The organism is Deinococcus sp. AB2017081 (assembly GCF_034440735.1).
Classification (GTDB): Bacteria; Deinococcota; Deinococci; order Deinococcales; family Deinococcaceae; genus Deinococcus; species Deinococcus rufus.
This window is the reverse complement of sequence record NZ_CP140098.1, coordinates 3,139,807-3,155,393: the sequence shown is the minus strand read 5'-3', so window position 1 is coordinate 3,155,393 and position 15,587 is coordinate 3,139,807. Positions and strand designations below refer to the sequence as shown.

13 protein-coding genes are annotated in these 15,587 nt (G+C 69.9%); all 13 read right to left on the bottom strand.

Features of this window, described 5'->3' with window-relative positions; genetic code table 11:
- Positions 1-37: 37 nt before the first annotated feature.
- Complete coding sequence (rpsI, locus tag U2P90_RS15430; protein WP_295815903.1) at positions 38-439, bottom strand: 30S ribosomal protein S9; 402 nt, start codon at positions 437-439, stop codon at positions 38-40.
- Positions 440-441: 2 nt separating this feature from the next.
- On the bottom strand, positions 442-867 hold the full coding sequence (rplM, locus tag U2P90_RS15425; RefSeq protein WP_295815904.1) for a 50S ribosomal protein L13: 426 nt from the start codon (positions 865-867) through the stop codon (positions 442-444).
- Positions 868-1,388: 521 nt separating this feature from the next.
- A complete protein-coding gene (locus tag U2P90_RS15420) occupies positions 1,389-4,412 on the bottom strand; it encodes an acyltransferase family protein (RefSeq protein WP_322472817.1) in 3,024 nt (1,007 codons plus the stop codon).
- Positions 4,413-4,754: 342 nt separating this feature from the next.
- Positions 4,755-5,183, bottom strand: coding sequence for a type II 3-dehydroquinate dehydratase (gene aroQ / locus U2P90_RS15415; protein WP_322472816.1), 429 nt, complete (start codon positions 5,181-5,183; stop codon positions 4,755-4,757).
- A 90-nt stretch (positions 5,184-5,273) separates the two neighbouring features.
- Positions 5,274-6,347 (bottom strand): 3-dehydroquinate synthase, encoded by a 1,074-nt coding sequence (gene aroB / locus U2P90_RS15410; RefSeq protein ID WP_322472815.1) that lies wholly within the window; start codon positions 6,345-6,347, stop codon positions 5,274-5,276.
- Positions 6,334-6,930 (bottom strand): shikimate kinase, encoded by a 597-nt coding sequence (locus U2P90_RS15405; protein WP_295815909.1) that lies wholly within the window; start codon positions 6,928-6,930, stop codon positions 6,334-6,336. The genes aroB and U2P90_RS15405 overlap by 14 nt, the downstream gene beginning before the upstream one ends.
- 133 nt (positions 6,931-7,063) lie before the next feature.
- Positions 7,064-8,212 (bottom strand): chorismate synthase, encoded by a 1,149-nt coding sequence (gene aroC / locus U2P90_RS15400; protein WP_322472814.1) that lies wholly within the window; start codon positions 8,210-8,212, stop codon positions 7,064-7,066.
- A 136-nt stretch (positions 8,213-8,348) separates the two neighbouring features.
- Positions 8,349-10,574, bottom strand: coding sequence for a type II secretion system protein GspD (locus U2P90_RS15395; protein ID WP_322472813.1), 2,226 nt, complete (start codon positions 10,572-10,574; stop codon positions 8,349-8,351).
- Positions 10,575-10,577: 3 nt separating this feature from the next.
- On the bottom strand, positions 10,578-11,819 hold the full coding sequence (locus U2P90_RS15390) for a hypothetical protein (protein ID WP_322472812.1): 1,242 nt from the start codon (positions 11,817-11,819) through the stop codon (positions 10,578-10,580).
- Positions 11,816-12,454, bottom strand: coding sequence for a type 4a pilus biogenesis protein PilO (locus U2P90_RS15385; RefSeq protein ID WP_295815917.1), 639 nt, complete (start codon positions 12,452-12,454; stop codon positions 11,816-11,818). Before U2P90_RS15385 ends, U2P90_RS15390 begins: the two co-directional genes overlap by 4 nt.
- Entirely contained in the window at positions 12,444-13,184 is a 741-nt protein-coding gene (locus U2P90_RS15380; RefSeq protein WP_295815919.1) for a fimbrial assembly protein, read from the bottom strand. The genes U2P90_RS15385 and U2P90_RS15380 overlap by 11 nt, the downstream gene beginning before the upstream one ends.
- Positions 13,177-14,355, bottom strand: coding sequence for a type IV pilus assembly protein PilM (gene pilM / locus U2P90_RS15375; RefSeq protein ID WP_295815920.1), 1,179 nt, complete (start codon positions 14,353-14,355; stop codon positions 13,177-13,179). Before pilM ends, U2P90_RS15380 begins: the two co-directional genes overlap by 8 nt.
- Before the next feature lie 472 nt (positions 14,356-14,827).
- Complete coding sequence (locus U2P90_RS15370; protein WP_322472811.1) at positions 14,828-15,553, bottom strand: hypothetical protein; 726 nt, start codon at positions 15,551-15,553, stop codon at positions 14,828-14,830.
- Positions 15,554-15,587 lie beyond the last annotated feature (34 nt).

Here is a 15,587-nt window from a genome sequence, read left to right as displayed (position 1 = left end):
CCTCCGGGATGGAGGGGGCCTCGTGTTGTGCTGGAGATCAGCGCTTGCTGAACTGCGGTGCGCGGCGGGCCTTCTTCAGGCCGTACTTCTTGCGCTCGACCTCGCGGGGGTCGCGGGTCAGGAGGCCCTTGGGCTTCATCTGGGCGCGGAAGTCGGGGTTGACCTTCAGCAGGGCGCGGGCGATGCCCAGCTTGATCGCATCGGCCTGGCCGGTCGGGCCGCCGCCGGCGACGGTGATCACGGCGTCGTAGCGGCCGGCGGTGCCGGTCTCACGGAAGGCCTGGAGGGCGTGCACGGCGCGCAGCAGACCACGGAAGTAGGTCTGGAATTCCTTGCCGTTCACGACGATCTTGCCCTCGCCAGGGCGGAGGAACACGCGAGCGACGGCGGTCTTGCGGCGGCCGGTGCCGTAGAACTGTTCGGGTTGCTGGATCGCCATGATTATTTGACCTCGAGCGTCTGGGGCTTCTGGGCGGTGTGCGGGTGCTGTGCACCGGGGTAGACCTTCAGGCGGCTGTGCATCGCACGGCCCTGGCGGCCCTTGGGCAGCATGCCGAACACGGCATGCTCGATCACACGCTCGGGATGCTTGGCCAGCGCCTGGCGGGCGGTTTCGGTCTTCAGACCACCCTGGTAGCCGGTGTAGCGGGTGTAGACCTTGCCGTCCAGCTTGTTGCCGGTCAGCGCAACCTGCTGGGCATTCACGACCACCACGAAGTCACCCTGGATGATGTTCGGGGTGAAGTCGGGGCGGTGCTTGCCACGGATCCGGCTCGCGATCAGGGTGGCCAGGCGGCCCAGGGGCACGTCTTTCGCGTCCACCACGACCCAGTTCTGCTCGTCATTGTTGGGGATGTAGGTTTTCACCGCTGTACTCCAGAAGATAGGGGATTTGGCTGCGACACGCCCCGCGCTGTCAGGGGGAAAGCTCCGTGCGTGTCCGGGGGCCTCCCGGGAATCTCGGCCCTACCAAGCGCGAGACACTAAAGGTCAAGGTATCAGATCCGGGGGTGGGGGGGCAAGGTCGGCGGGCCGACCCGGGCAAACGCCACGTCGGTGAAGGGTGGCGTCCGGTGGTGCGGCGGACGAGACTTCCGGCGCTGAACGCCACTTCTCCTCAAGCCGCCCGATGTGAAGTGGGCAGGGCCCATGCCACAGACGCGGGTTGTGTGTCTGCCCTCGCTCGGGCAACGGAGAGCGCCGTCCACGGGGCGGAGCTGGGCACGGCGGCACAGGCCAGGCTCGGTGGTGAAGGGCAGGAAGGCTGGTCTTGGCCAGGCCCTGTCGTTATTGCGCTCAGGCACATCTGGGATGGGAACCGGGGGACGGCATCGCAGCGCCACGAACCAGGGCGTCGCCCACCGTCGGGCGTTCACATGGCCCTGCGATCAGTCCGCGGCCTCTGGCCGTGCGCTGACCGTCCTGACCTCCTGTTTCCGGTGCATCCCGCGCAGGAACGGCTCCTCGATGTGGCGATAGGACAGGCTCGCCGCCCAGTACGCCAGAGCCAGGGCCGCCGCGCTGGTCAGTGCCCACGTGCCCAGGTCATCGATGCCGAAGTAGGCGAACCGGGGGTTGTGCAGCACCCGGATCAGTTCGAGGATCAGGTAGTGCCAGATGTACAGCCCGAAGCTCAGGCGGGCGGTGGTGCGCAGGGGCCGGTCGAGCCATTCGCCCAGGAAGCGCGTGAACGGCAGCGTGGCGAGCAGCGCGGCGACGAGCAGGGGGAAGGTGGGGAAGAAGTACGGCTGGCGGCCCACGCTGAAGCTGAATTCCGGGGCGTGGCGCGTGGCGTACAGCAGTCCCGCGATGCCCGCGATCAGGAGCACGGCCAGCGCGTCGTTCCAGCGGGCCGTGACCCGCCCGCTGCGCGTGCGCCACGCGATCACGCCGGCGGCGAGCACGCCCAGCAGGTAGTGTCCGTACAGCCCGACGGGGTTGTAGTTCGGCACCCAGTACTTGCTGCCGCCGGTGACGCCGTACTGCCACCCGCGCCCCTCGGCGTCGGGCACCAGATGGGTCAGGATCCACTGGTGGACCAGCAGGGTCACGGCGAAGATGCCCAGCCACCACGCGAAGGCCAGCGCCGGGTGCCGCCGCCGGATGGCGAACAGGCCGATCATCCCGATGGGCAGCAGGGCATAGCACACGACCTCGAAGCCGATGCTCCACAGCGGGCCGTTCAGGTCGGCGGGAAACAGGGTCAGCCAGTGCAGCGACGACGTGAAGGTGGCGGCGCTCAGCGCCCGCAGGTAGGGGCTCACGGCGTCCGGCACCAGGGCGACGGTCAGCAGCAGGCTGACCCCCAGGCTGGCCCAGAAGCCGGGGGCGATGCGCAGGAAGCGGCGGCGGGCGTATTCGGGCAGCGAGGGGCGGTTCCGTCCGGCCAGATACCGCCGCCAGAACGGCAGCGACAGCAGCAGCCCCGACAGCACGAAGAACGCGCTCACGCCGACCGCGCCGGACATCACGAAGGACTGGATCTCCCGGATGACCCCGCTCTGGTCGTTGCCGTTCAGGCGCTGCGACAGGTGGTGGAAGATGACCATCAGGCACGCGGCGGCCCGGACGGCGTCGGCTCCGGCCAGGGTGCCCCCGGCGGGAACGGTGTCCACGGGTGCGGCGGCCGGGCCGCCCCCCGTGGTGATGTTCAGGCCCCGTGCGAGCTGCGTGGCCGCCAGCGCGAACAGCAGCAGCGTGGGCAGTGTGGCGATCGCCGCGCCCAGCGACAGCGCTCCTCCGGTCACGAGGCTCAGTGCCTGCGACACCAGCCGGTGGTCGGGATCGTGCAGGATCGCCAGCGCGTTCAGGCTGGTCTGCCACTGCGTGATGAAGGTCAGCAGGAACACCGTGACCATGACCGGCCACGCGACCGGCACGACGATCCGCGTCAGGATGGCCGGGGTGCGCGCACCGTCGATGCGGGCGGCCTCCAGCACGCTGCGCGGCACGGCGGCCTGGAGGTACTGTCTTGTCAGGAAGATGCCGATGGCGCTCGCCAGTGCCGGCACCCATAGCGCACGGGGCTGCTCAACCCAGCCCAGCAGGCCCATGGTGAGCACGGTGGGGATCAGGTTCGCCAGTGCCGGGAAGAGCATGACGCCCAGCACGACGGCATACAGCGTGCGCTTGTGCGGAAAGTCCAGGTGGGCGAAGGCGTAGCCCGCCAGCAGCGAGGTCAGCACCGCCCCAGTCGCGGCCAGCGTGGACACGTACACCGAGTTCCAGACGTTGCGCCAGAACGAGGGCAGCTCCGCCAGCAGGGCGGCGTAGTTGTCCTTCAGGCCGTCACCGATGTTCAGCAGGAACTCCGGGTACGGGTGCGTGGCGTTCAGCAGCAGGCCGGCGGCCGGCAGCACCGCCGACAGCAGCGCCAGCCCGATCAGCAGTTTCAGCGCGGCGGCCGGTGCGGGGGCGATGTGGGTGGCCGACTCGGTGCCGCTGGCGTCCCCCGCCGTGTCCAGTTCCGTGAAGTGCCGCCCGATCAGGGCGTACAGGATGCCCACGACCACCGCGATCCCCGCGAAGTACACCCAGGTCTGCCCAGCGGCCAGCCCGCCGTCGAAGTCCCAGAAGCTGGTGCGGATCACGTACTCGGGGATGGTCATGGTGGCGTAGCTGATGGGCGCGCTGGGGTTCCACGTGCTCGCCTGCGTGGCCGCCAGGAAGCTCAGGGTGAAGGCCACGAACATCATCGGGCGGATCAGCGGCAGCGTGATCCGGCGGAACTGCCGGAACAGCCCCGCACCGTCCACCTGCGCGGCCTCGTACAGCTGTCTGGGAATGGCGTTCAGGGCCATCAGGTACAGCAGGATGTTCCAGCCGACCCCGTTCCACGCGAGGTTGAAGGCCCGTTCGGCGCCGGCGGCGTCCAGCGAGTAGGGCAGGGCGCTGGCCAGGGCACCCAGCGCCGGCACGGCCTGGATGCCCGAATACAGCGCGGAATACAGGTCGCCCAGGGGCCGCCACAGGATCGTGAACAGCAGGGCCAGCACCGGCCCGGTGGCCAGCGGCGAGGTGACGTACGGCAGGAACAGCACTGTGCCCAGCACGCCCTGCAGGCGGCGGAAGGTCAGATGCAGAGCGAAGGCCAGCGGCAGGGCCGCCGCGTGCTGCATGAGCGCGCTCTTCAGGGCAGTGCCCAGCGTGCGCATCAGCGCGGGCCAGTACGCGGGATCGGTGAAGATGTTCTGGTACGTCCACAGCCCGTCGAACCGCGCCCGGCTGACGGTCGCCAGCGGGTTCCAGTCGAAGAACGAGATCGCGAAGGAGAACAGCAGCGGAAACAGCCCGAAGGCCAGCAGGACGACGAAGAAGGGCGCGAGCAGCAGCGCCGGCGTGCGGCTCACGCGCTGACGCCGCCGGGACGGATGGGGTGGGGACATCATGGACGCGGCGGACGGGCGGATCATGGCAGCTCCTGCGGATTCTGAAAGCGCTTTCAAAACGGGTATGGCTTTCAGTTTACACGGTTGACATCATCCGGAGTGCGGTCGGTCATCCCATCGCCGACACCAGGGCGGCCACCGCCGGGCCGGTCGCTGCCGGCCCCGGTGGTGCGCGGGGAGCACCCCGGGCACACCCTCTGGCCAGAGGTGCCCAGAGCGTCCCAGGGTCGAACTGGATGGATCCGGCGGACATGCCTGGACCCCCTCCCGGTTCGACGTCAATATCCGGACGGGGGACTGCTCACGTGGTGCCAGCGTGGCCGGCGCCCGGCCCGAGAGGGGCAGACAGCTGCGCCCGGCCCTGGATCACGCGCTCTCGATCAGGTACTCCATCGCCAGTCGGTAGCCGAGGAACCCCAGGCCACTGATCTTGCCCTTGCACACTGCCGCCGTGACGCTGGTGTGCCGGAAGGACTCACGGGCATCCACATTGCTGATGTGCACCTCGACAACCGGCACCTGCTGGCTGGCAATCGCGTCGCGCAGCGCGTAGCTGTAGTGCGTCAGGGCACCCGGATTGATCACGATGCCAGTGAAGCCGTGCTCCTGGGCCTCGTGGATCCACTCCAGCAGCTGGCCCTCGTAGTTGCTCTGGCGGCAGGTCACGGACTCGCCCAGTTCCGCCCCCCAGGCCTCGCACTGGCGTTCCAGATCCTCCAGGGTCTGCGACCCGTACACGCCCGGTTCGCGCAGGCCGAGGCGGTTCAGGTTCGGGCCGTTCAGGACGAGCAGCATGCCCGTAGCGTAGCGGGATCTGACGTCGACCGGTTCACAGGTCTAACGGTCACCCGGGAACTGGGGTTCTCGTGGGTGACCGCGCGGCAGTCAGCCCGTCGGCCCTCCCGCCTGACCCCGGGACAGCGCCGCCACGTCCTGTGCCCAGCTGGCAAATTCTTCGCGCAGCACGTCCCCCGGCACCCGCGTCAGGTACGGGTGCGCGAGTTCGTGCAGCAGCACGAAGCGCACGCCGTCCGAGTCGGCCTTCTTGTCGCGGGCCATAAACGGCGCGACGTCTTCATAGCGCAGGGCCGGCAGGGGAGCCGGGCGCTGCCAGCGCAGGAAGGCCAGGGTGTCCGGCGTCAGGTCGGCGCCGCCCAGCGCCCGGCTCACACGCGCGGCGTAGTGCATCCCGTACCCGACGGCCTCGCCGTGCGGGACGGCGTGGTGCGTCACGCCCTCCAGGGCGTGTGCCAGCGTGTGCCCGAAGTTCAGGAAGGCCCGCTCGCCGCGCTCGGTCAGGTCGCGGGTCACCACCCCCGCCTTGACGGCGATGGCATCGGCGATGGTGTCTGCGAGCAGGGCGCCACCGGGGCGGAACTCGGGCGCCAGCACGCGCGGCAGCAGACTGGGATCCTGGATCAGGCCGTGCTTGAAGGCCTCGGCGGCGCCCTCCCGGAAGACCTCCGTGGGCAGGGTCTCCAGGGTGTCGGTGTCACACCACACCGCTGTGGGCGGCCAGAACGCGCCGACCAGGTTCTTGCCCTCCGGAAGATTCACGCCGGTCTTGCCGCCCACGGCCGCGTCCACCATGCCCAGCAGGGTGGTCGGCAGCGTGTAGAAGGCCACGCCGCGCAGGTAGCTGGCGGCGACGAAGCCGGCAAGGTCCGTGGCCGCGCCGCCGCCCAGGCCGACCACGGCACCGTCCCGCGGCAGGGCCACCTGGGCCAGCTGCGAGAGCACGCCTGCCATGACCTCCAGGGTCTTGCACGCGTCCCGCGCCGGCACGCTGATGGTCACGACCGGCGACACGGCGGCCTGCACGCGCTCCACGAACGTCCGGGGCAGGTCGTCCGGGTGGATCAGGGCGACCTGACGTTCCCGGATCTGCAGGGTGTCGAGCAGGCCCGCGCCGACCGTGACCGCGTAGGGGGACGCCCCACCGATCTCAATCCGTCGCACGGTCGACCGGAAGCGGCAGCTCGGGTTCGGCCCAGGCGTGCTGGGCATCGGCCCAGTTCCACAGCCGCTCAATGATCTCTTCCACGATCTCCTCGCTGGGTCGCCCGTCACTGTGGACGTGGATGGTGCCCTGGCGGTACACCGGCTCGCGCTCGTCCATCAGGTGACGGATCCGGCCCATGGGATCCTCGGTGCGCAGCAGCGGCCGGTCGCTGTGCTTCGTGCGGGCGTACACGGTCTCGGGCGTGGCCCACAGCACCACGACCGGACCCCGGGACAGCAGGATCCGCCGGTTCTCCTCGTGGATGAAGGTGCCGCCCCCCAGACTGATCACGGCGTGATCCAGGCGGCTCACCCGGCCCACGACCTCCTGCTCGCATGCCCGGAAGTAGCCCTCGCCCTCATCGGCGAACACCTCGGGGATGCTCTTGCCCACCACCCGGGTGATCAGCTTGTCGGTATCGACGAAATGCAGGGCGAGCGCCCGCGACAGCTCCCAGCCGACCCGGCTCTTCCCGGTGCCCATGAAGCCCGCCAGCGCCACCCAGCTCACAGGACGATCGATCAGGCCGGAGGCCACCATGGGAGACAGTCTAAGGGAAGTCCCCGCCGGGAGCGTGATCGGTGTTCCCGACGTCTCCTCCAGATGCTCGCGCAGCCCCGCTTCGACCTGTGCCGGCGGCAGTCCGGGTCGTCCGTCCCCGCTCACTGGCCGCTCAGTACGCCTGGGCGTAGGCGCGGGCGGCCGCCACGCGTTCCTGCAGCTCCGGCACGGTGTCGCCGCCGAACTTCTCCAGCATGGCCTCGGCCAGCACCCACGCGACGGCACACTGCAGCACCACGCCCGCGGCCGGCACCGCCGTCGTGTCGCTGCGCTCACGGGCGGCGTCCGAGGCCTCGTGCGTCACGACGTTCACGGTCGGCAGCGGCGTCATCAGCGTGGCGATGGGCTTCATGGCCACCCGCACGATCAGCTCCTCGCCGTTGGTCATGCCGGCTTCCAGGCCTCCCGCGCCGTTGGTGCTGCGGGCATACGTCCCGTCCCGGTAGTACACCGCGTCATGCACGCCGCTGCCCGGCTTCAGCGCGTTGTCGAAGGCGCGTCCGATCTCCACGCCCTTCATGGCCTGGACGCTCAGGCACGCCTGCGCAATCCGGCCGTCGAGCTTGCGGTCATGGTGCACGAACGACCCCAGGCCCACCGGCAGGCCCCGGAACCGCACCTCCAGGACGCCGCCCAGCGTGTCGCCGTCCTTCTTGGCCCGGTCGATCCGCTCGCGCATCTGGGCCGCGGCGTCGGCGTCGGGCGTGCGCAGGTCGCTGTCCTCGATGGCGTCGAGCTGATCCCAGGAGAAGTCCTGTCGCGTCTCGATCCCGGCCAGACTGGCGACATAATTCGCGCCCTGCACGCCCAGTTCCGAGAGCAGCTTCAGGGCGATGCTCCCGACTGCCACCCGCGCCGCCGTCTCGCGGGCGCTGGCCCGTTCCAGCACGTCGCGCAGATCCTTGTGGCGGTACTTGATGCCGCCCGTCAGGTCGGCGTGGCCGGGCCGGGCGTCCGTCAGGGCCTTCTTGCGCGGCTCCCCACCGGGCTCGGGCGACATGATCTCGACCCAGTTGCGGTGATCCTTGTTCTGGATCGCCAGCGTGACGGGTGCCCCCGTGGTGCGGCCCGCCCGCACCCCGCTCAGGATCTCGGCCTCGTCGGTTTCGATGACCATGCGCCGCCCCCGTCCATACCCGCCCTGCCGCTTTCTCAGCCAGGGGTCGATGTCGCCCTTGCCCAGCGGCAGTTGCGACGGCAACCCCTCGATGATGGCCGTCAGCTGCGGCCCGTGCGACTCCCCGGCGGTCAGATACCTCATGGGGGCGATCGTAGCGCCGCCGCGCTGGGGCGCGGTCTAGAGGTCTATCGGTGTGGCAGTCGGCGTGCCACACCCCCACCCTGCCACGAACGGAACAGCGCCCCCGGGACGGAGGGCGCTGAAGGCCGGGCCGGTGCTACTGGACGACGGTACCGGTGATGACGACCAGCAGCTGGGTCTGCGTGCGGTTGGTGCTCTGCTTGCCGAAGGCTGCGCCGATCAGCGGGATGCTGCTCAGGATGGGTACCCCCACCGTGCTGCTGGTCTCGTTGGTGCTCATCAGGCCGCTCATGAGAACCGTCTGCCCGCTCTTGAAGGTGATGGTGCTCTGCGCCTCGGAGTTGGTGAACGACAGGATGTTCGGCACACCCGTGGTGGGCAGCGGCGTGGCCGGCTCGTTGATCTGACCGCGCACCCGCAGCGTGATCGTGCCGTCGGGCGAGACCTGTGGGCTGAAGAAATCCAGATTCACGCCGTAGTCGATCTGCCGGATGATGTTCCCGCTGGTCGACGGGATGGTGAGCTCGACCCGGCCACCACTCTTGATACTGGCCGCCGCATTGCTGGAGGCGTTGTCCGCGCCGCTGGCGGAGGTCAGCGACCGCTGGCCGCTCTGCATGCTCACGGCGCCGTCATAGACGCGTTTGGTCATGCCCTGGTTCTCCAGCGCGGTCAGCGTCGGCCCCAGGTTGAAGCCCACCAGACTGCGGGTCGGGTCGAAGGACGCGCTCAGGCCCGACTGGCCCAGGCCGATGTTGAAGCCGCCGAAGCCCAGCTTCCAGTCCACGCCCAGCGAGCGCAGCGCCGTGTCCGTGATCTCCTGGATGCGCACCTGCACGTTGATCTGAGGCACGACCTTGTCCAGGTTGGGAATCAGGTCGGCGATCTGCGTGACCTGCTCGGCGGTGCCGCGCACGATCAGGGTATTGGTGCGCACGTCCGCGATGATCGTGGCGCTCGAGGCAGGCAGGGTGGTCAACGCCGCCCCGGCGGCCTGCTGGGCCTGGGCCTGAGCCTGGGACGCCGCCAGACCGGCGGCCGTCTGCGCTGCTGGCACCACCACAGTCGTGGGGTTGCCGTTGGCATCCGTGCCGGTCAGCGGCACATTCGCTGGAGTCGCCGGCGTGGTGTCGGTCAGGTCGCGGGCCAGGGTTCCTTCCAGGGTCGCCTTGACCTCCTCGGCGCTGGCATTGATCAGCGAGAAGACCCGCTGCACCGTGCCCGGTGCGGCGGCAGCCGGACGATCCACCTGGCCGAGCAGCGCCAGGGCGGACGTCAGCTGATCCTGCGGGCCGTTGATGACCAGTTGACCGGTCTGTCCGACGGGGGTGACCTTCAGGGCCGGGAACTGGGCCCCCAGCAGGGCAATGGCGTCGGCCTGCTTGCCCCGGACGGTGTACACCTGCTGGACGGTGTTCGGAACGGCCGTGGGCGGGGTCGGTGCCTTGTCCACCTGACCCAGCAGCGTCACGGCGGACTCCAGCTGATCCTGCGGGCCGGTGATGACCAGCTGCCCGCTCGTGCCGACCGGCGTGACCTTCAGGGTGGGGAACTGGGCAGTCAGCAGCGCCGTGATGTCGGGTGCGCTCGACAGGACGCTGTAGATCCGCTGCACCGTCGCGACCGGTGTGACCGCCTTCGCGCCGGCCGGCTGCGTTGCAATGATCTGCGACAGCAGCGCCTGCACCTGCGCGACCTCCTGGTTCGTGCCCCGGATGATCACCGAGTTCGACGCCGGCTCGGCCACGATCCGCATGGTTGCGGAGTCCAGCACGATCTCCTCGTCCTTGACCGTCACGGGCGTCTGGGTGCCCTCCTGTGCGGTGCCGGTGGCCGTCATGGGCCTCAGGGTGCCGAAGGACAGTTTCAGCTGCCGCTCGACGGCGCTGGCCTGGAGGCTGGCCGGGAGCTTCACGATCTTCTGGATGGGCTTGATCCCGACGCGCAGGACGGTGCGCCCGCCGACCGCCAGCGAGTCATAGCTCAGGCCATAGATGTCCAGCACCAGCGGCCACACCTGGTTGAACGGCTTGTTGGCAAAGGCGTACGACACCATGCTGGCCGCGCCTGTGGCCGCTGGGGCCCCAGTTGCCGGGGCCGCGCCGGCCGACACGGCTGCGCCGCGCAGCACGTCGTCTGCTCCAGGCTCGATGATGATGTCGTAGCCCGCACTCTTGGCAAGTGCGACGAGCATGGACGTCAGGTCACTGCCGGCGCGGCGGATCTCGAAGGTCACGGCGGCGTTCGACAGGGCCGGATCCGCGATGCTGGTGGCCGCAGCGGTGGCCGGCGTGGTCGTGGTCTGCGCGGCGGCCATGCCGAGCGCGGCGGTCAGCAGAAGGGATGCGTAGCGTCTAGTCATGGCTCACCTTTTGTCCAGTTCAAGAGTCGTCGATTCGGTGCCGAGGTTCAGGGTGGCGCTGGTCGCGGTGACAGTGCCCACCGTGACGTTCGAGTCCGGCAGGGGCTGGCCGCTCGCGACCACCACGTACCCGGCCTTGCTGCGGAAGATGGCCGTGTTGATCGGACCCAGCACCACGGCGTTGAACACGAGGTTCTGGTCGCTCACGTACCGGTCGAGGGCGCTGGTCGCCGTGACCGGGCCGGTGCCGGTGGAGCCCGCCCCGAGTTCCCGGATGAGCTGTGGCGTGCTCGGCGTGGGCACCGCGGTCGCCGTGAGCCCTGAACCGCTGGTGGTGGCGCCGGCCGCGCCCTGAGTGGCGCCGGACGGGGTGGCGGCGGGAGCAGCATCCGGCAGTCGGGTCACGGTGCCCGGCACGGTCATGCCGACGACCGGCGGTTTGACCGGGGCCGGCGGCGTCAGGACGACCGTTCCGGTCGGGTTCTGCCCGGCCACCACAGCGCTGCCGGATTCCTGTCCGTTCGGGGTGACCGGCACGACCACCGGCGTGGCGGCGGTACCGGCACTGCCGTCGGCGCCGGGAATGACCGGAACCGGGAGCGCGCCGCCGCTGACGCTGCCGGACTCCACGTCCACACTGCCAGCCGCGCCGGGGATCGGACTCAGGCCCAGGGCGCCGCCGCCCTGACCGAGCGAGTCCACCTGGGGGGCGACCGGACGGGCCGGAACGCTCGCCGTCACTGCGCCGTCTGTCGTCGACACCGGCGCGGGCGTGCTGGGCCGTGTGTTCGTGGCGGCGGTGGCGCTCTGATCCAGGCTGAGCGGTTTGAAGGGATTGATGCCGGGGGTGGCGGCGATCACGCCGTCCGGGTTGATCCCGTCGGGCACCACGGGTTCGGGGGCCGGGGTCTCGGTGACCACGTCGTCGGTGGGGAAGGGAGGAATGGTCTCTACCTGCACCTGGCTGTCCGGCTGGACGTCCAGGGCCGGGCCGGACGCGTCCGGCGATGCGGTGTCCGGCGTGGCGACCGGCACGGCATCCGGATTGCCGACATCGGTGCCGCCGGTGGCCGGCGTGGTGCCGCCGCCGGTGCCGGCGGTGCCGGTCGCCGGGGGCTGCTGGGACAGCTCCGTGGTCGCCGGCTTGTTGGTGAGGACATACCACAGGCCGATCAGGCCGACCATCAGCAGCAGCAGCAGCAGCAGCTTCATCTCGCGGGACAGGTTGACGGGCGCACGCGTCACTGGGTGCCTCCTGAAGCGGGCGGGGCGCTCGGCGCGGCGGGCGCGTCCGGCGTGGCTCCAGCCTGGGCCGCCGCCTGTGCCGGATCGAAGGTGTAGACGGTCATGCCCAGTGAGCCCTCGAGATCAGGATCGAAGGAGGTGGCGGTCGGCAGCTGGAGCGACACGTTGCTGACCGTCGTGAACCGGCCCATGGTCTCAATGGCCCGCAGTGTCTGGAACACCTGCGAGAACTTCCCGGTGATGCCGACCGTGAGGTTCAGCGGCCGCACGCCGCCGGGCAGGTTCGCCACAGTCCCGGTCTGGACCGAGAAGTTGTTCATGCGTGCGCCGGTCGCGGCCGTGGTCACGCGCAGCTCATCGAGCACCGGCCCGAAGTTCGCGGCGCTCGGGAGGGCGGCCAGGAACTTCTCACGATCCACGCGCATGGTCTCGACCTCGGTGCGCAGGGCAGGAAGCCGCGCGGCCGACGTACGCAGCGTGGCCACCTGCGTATTGAGCGTGTCCAGCTGGCCGCCCAGGTCCGTGATCTGGGCCTGGCGGGGCTGGAAGCGCAGCATGTACCACAGCCCGATCAGCAGGATGCACCCGGCCAGCACCACCAGGAACAGGTTGCGGGGCGAGAGCTTAGTTGACATCGCGTCCTCCCTGGCCACTGGGCACGCTGCTGGTCGGGCCGGAGGTGTCGGGCACGCTGCCGGCGGGCGCGGCCGGTGGGGCCTGGGGCGTACCGGCCGGAGCCGACGGATCGGCGGGCGTGGCGCTGGCCGTCGGCGCGACCACGCCGACCGTCGCGGTGAAGCTGTACTCGTTGGACGTCTGGTCGCTCTGCAGGGTCTTGAAGTTCACGCCGAAGCCGGGATCGCTCTCGAAGGTGCGCAGGAAGTTCACGACCGCCTGCTGGCTGCTCGCCACGCCGGTCACGTCGATCTCGCGCACGACGTTCTTGCCCAGGTAGATGCCGCTCTGCTGCAGCGTGGTCAGGGCGCTGGGCTCCATGGGACGCATGGTCATGCTCTTGACCGCCACGCCGGCCGCGCTGGGCAGCTGCGAGCTGAAGGCCGCGAGGTCGTTGATCCAGTACGTCTTGGTGGCCTTGAGCTGCGTGGCGATCGACGTGACCTGATCCAGGTCGCGCTTCTCGGCCATCAGCCGGTCATATTCCGCCTTGGCCGGCGTCAGGGCCGCCACGTCGCCGTTCAGGGCGTCGATCTGCTTGTTCAGGTCGCCCACGCGGGTCGCGGTGACCACCTCGGGAATCAGGATCGCGGCCACCGTCAGGGGGGCCAGGGCGTACATGGCAAAGCGCCACGCGCTGGGTTCGGACTGGGTGCGGTACTGCTGGGGCAGCAGGTTGATCTCAACCACGGCTGTTCACCCCCCGCAGCGCCAGCCCCAGCGGCACCGTGAACTCCGGCGCGTTGGTCTGGAGGTAGCCGGTGTCCACGTTCGCCTGATCGGTCTGCACGGTCAGCCACGGGCTGGCGACCTCCACCCGGAAGCCCAGCGCGTCGCTGATCGCGGCGGCCAGGCCGCGCAGCTTCGCGCCGCCGCCTGCCAGGAACGTCCGGTCGATGACCACGTCGCCGCTCTGCACGCGGTAGAACTCCAGGCTGCGGCGGATCTCGGTGATCAGGTCGCCCAGCACCGGGCGCACCACCTCGAACACGCGCGCCGGGGAGTACTGCTCGCGGGCCAGGTCGAAGTTCAGGAGGTCCTCCTCGTCCTCGGTGGGGGTGGTCGCGGTGGCGTACCCGAGCTTGACGTCCTCGGCAGCGCTGAAGTCCAGGTCGAAGGACTTCTGCAGCGCCGTCGTGAAGTCGTCGGCGGCCACGTTGATGTTGCGGGTCAGCAGCACGCGGTCGCCGCGCACGAGGTTGATCACGCTGCTGCTCGCGCCGATCTCCATGACCAGCGCGACCTCGCCGGCCTCGGTGTAGTTGCTGCCCGTCAGGGTGCTCTTGGTGAGGTGCTCGCCCAGCAGGTTCCCGCGCAGCGCGCGCAGCGCCGCGAAGGACTTGAGGTCCACGATGGTGGGCTCCAGCCCCGCGAGCCGCAGCACCTCGACCTGTCTGGCGATCGCCTCGGTGGGGGCGGCGGCGATCACGACCTCCATCTGCGAGTCGTCGGGAATCGTGGCCGGGTCGTCCAGCAGGTCGAAATCCAGGCTGACATCGTCGATCGGGTAGGGGATGTAGCGCTCGGCCTCCCACTTGATGGCGTCCTGGAGCTCCTTGCGGTCCATCTTGGGCACCATGATGTTGCGCGTGACCGCCGACTGGTTGGGCACGGCGGTCACGGCGTACTTGGTGGTGATGCGGTGCTCCGCGAGGAGATTCTTGAGTTCCGTCGCGACGGCCTGAGGTTCAACCACCAGCCCGTCGCGCATCGAGCCGATGGGCGTGGGCACCATCACAGCGTGCAGCAGGGAGGGTGGCGAGCCGGGCCGCAGGGCCACCACCTTGATGGCGCTGGTGCCGATCTCGACTCCGAGCGCCGGGGGCCGTGGGTTCATTAGACGGTTCAGGAAACTTGACATTCTCCCTCCAGAGGTGGGCGGATTTTAACATTCACTCATCTGGCGGGGCATGGCCCAGAGGGGGAATGGCTGCAAGTCGGGAGGGCAGTGGGCAGGGAGGTCATGGGCAGGTTCATCCAACCACTCCGGCGCTTACCGAACTCTGACACGTGATAGACGTCGTTTCCAGCGCACTTGCTGCTCTCCGTGCCGCCATGGGTGCGGGGACGACGCTGCCCGGCGGTGGGACTGGGAACGGGCAGCGCGGCCCCGTTCCATGGACTTCGGAGCCACCATCCTTGCATGATCACTCATCTGGATCGCGTGATCGAACCGTCATCTGCCGCGCCCTCCGGCGGGGGGGGCCGTTCCCCCGGATGGAACCCGCGCAGGTCGGTGGGTGCCGTGGCCGTGGTGACGCGGTCACGCGATCCGGTGAAGGTGGCGCGGCCGCCCGATCACGAACGGCCACACTGGATCGGCTCGGCCGCTGTCAGGGCGTCCGGGGGGCCAGGGTCTCGGTGTAGACCCGGATCTCGCCGGCCGGGGTGACGGTCACGAGATCCGCGCCGACCACCCCGACCACGCCTCCCGGATGGCTGGTGGCCGAGACCACGCGCCCGGTCGGATCCAGCCGTTCCAGGCGACCGCCGGACAGCCGGTAGGTGCCGGTTGCCGTGTCCACGGCCGGCACGGTGGATGTCCGGGCGCCCTGGGGCGTGACGACCAGAAACTCGCCTGCCGTCTGCGACCGGTCTGGGCCGCCCGGCACCCGGACAAGCGAGCCGCCGAGCAGCACGTAGTCGGCACCGTTGCCGCCGGTCACCGCCAGCGACGGCCTGCCGGTCACGCCGCCGAGCGCTTCGCCGGCGTAGCCCACCGCACTGCCGTCCTCACGGTAGGCGCGGGTGGCACTGAGGGCCACGACCCGGCCCACGGGGACGCTCCGGGCGGCCCGATCCAGCGTGACCACCACGCCCAGGCCCGGCACCGCGGCCCACGCGTCGCCACCGTTCCACGCGACATCGACCGCTGCCGGCACGCGGGGACACACCGGCCGGTAGGACGGCGCACGTGCCACGCAGGCCCGGCCGGCCGTCACGAAGGCCACGCCCTGATCACTGAACGCGGCCCGCAGTCCACCGCTCCGGCCAGACGTCGTCGTCGGCGCACACGCGGCCAGCAGGGCGGAACACAGCAGCAGGACGGTGGAGCGCATGCCGTTCAGTGTCGCCGCACTCCGCCTGAGGGGC

Coding starts and splice junctions, on each gene's coding strand:
- rpsI (WP_295815903.1), bottom strand. CDS start 439: ATGGCGATCCAGCAACCCGAACAGTTCTACGGCACCGGCCGCCGCAAG.
- U2P90_RS15420 (WP_322472817.1), bottom strand. CDS start 4,412: ATGATCCGCCCGTCCGCCGCGTCCATGATGTCCCCACCCCATCCGTCC.
- aroQ (WP_322472816.1), bottom strand. CDS start 5,183: ATGCTGCTCGTCCTGAACGGCCCGAACCTGAACCGCCTCGGCCTGCGC.
- U2P90_RS15405 (WP_295815909.1), bottom strand. CDS start 6,930: ATGGTGGCCTCCGGCCTGATCGATCGTCCTGTGAGCTGGGTGGCGCTG.
- aroC (WP_322472814.1), bottom strand. CDS start 8,212: ATGAGGTATCTGACCGCCGGGGAGTCGCACGGGCCGCAGCTGACGGCC.
- U2P90_RS15395 (WP_322472813.1), bottom strand. CDS start 10,574: ATGACTAGACGCTACGCATCCCTTCTGCTGACCGCCGCGCTCGGCATG.
- U2P90_RS15385 (WP_295815917.1), bottom strand. CDS start 12,454: ATGTCAACTAAGCTCTCGCCCCGCAACCTGTTCCTGGTGGTGCTGGCC.
- pilM (WP_295815920.1), bottom strand. CDS start 14,355: ATGTCAAGTTTCCTGAACCGTCTAATGAACCCACGGCCCCCGGCGCTC.
- U2P90_RS15370 (WP_322472811.1), bottom strand. CDS start 15,553: ATGCGCTCCACCGTCCTGCTGCTGTGTTCCGCCCTGCTGGCCGCGTGT.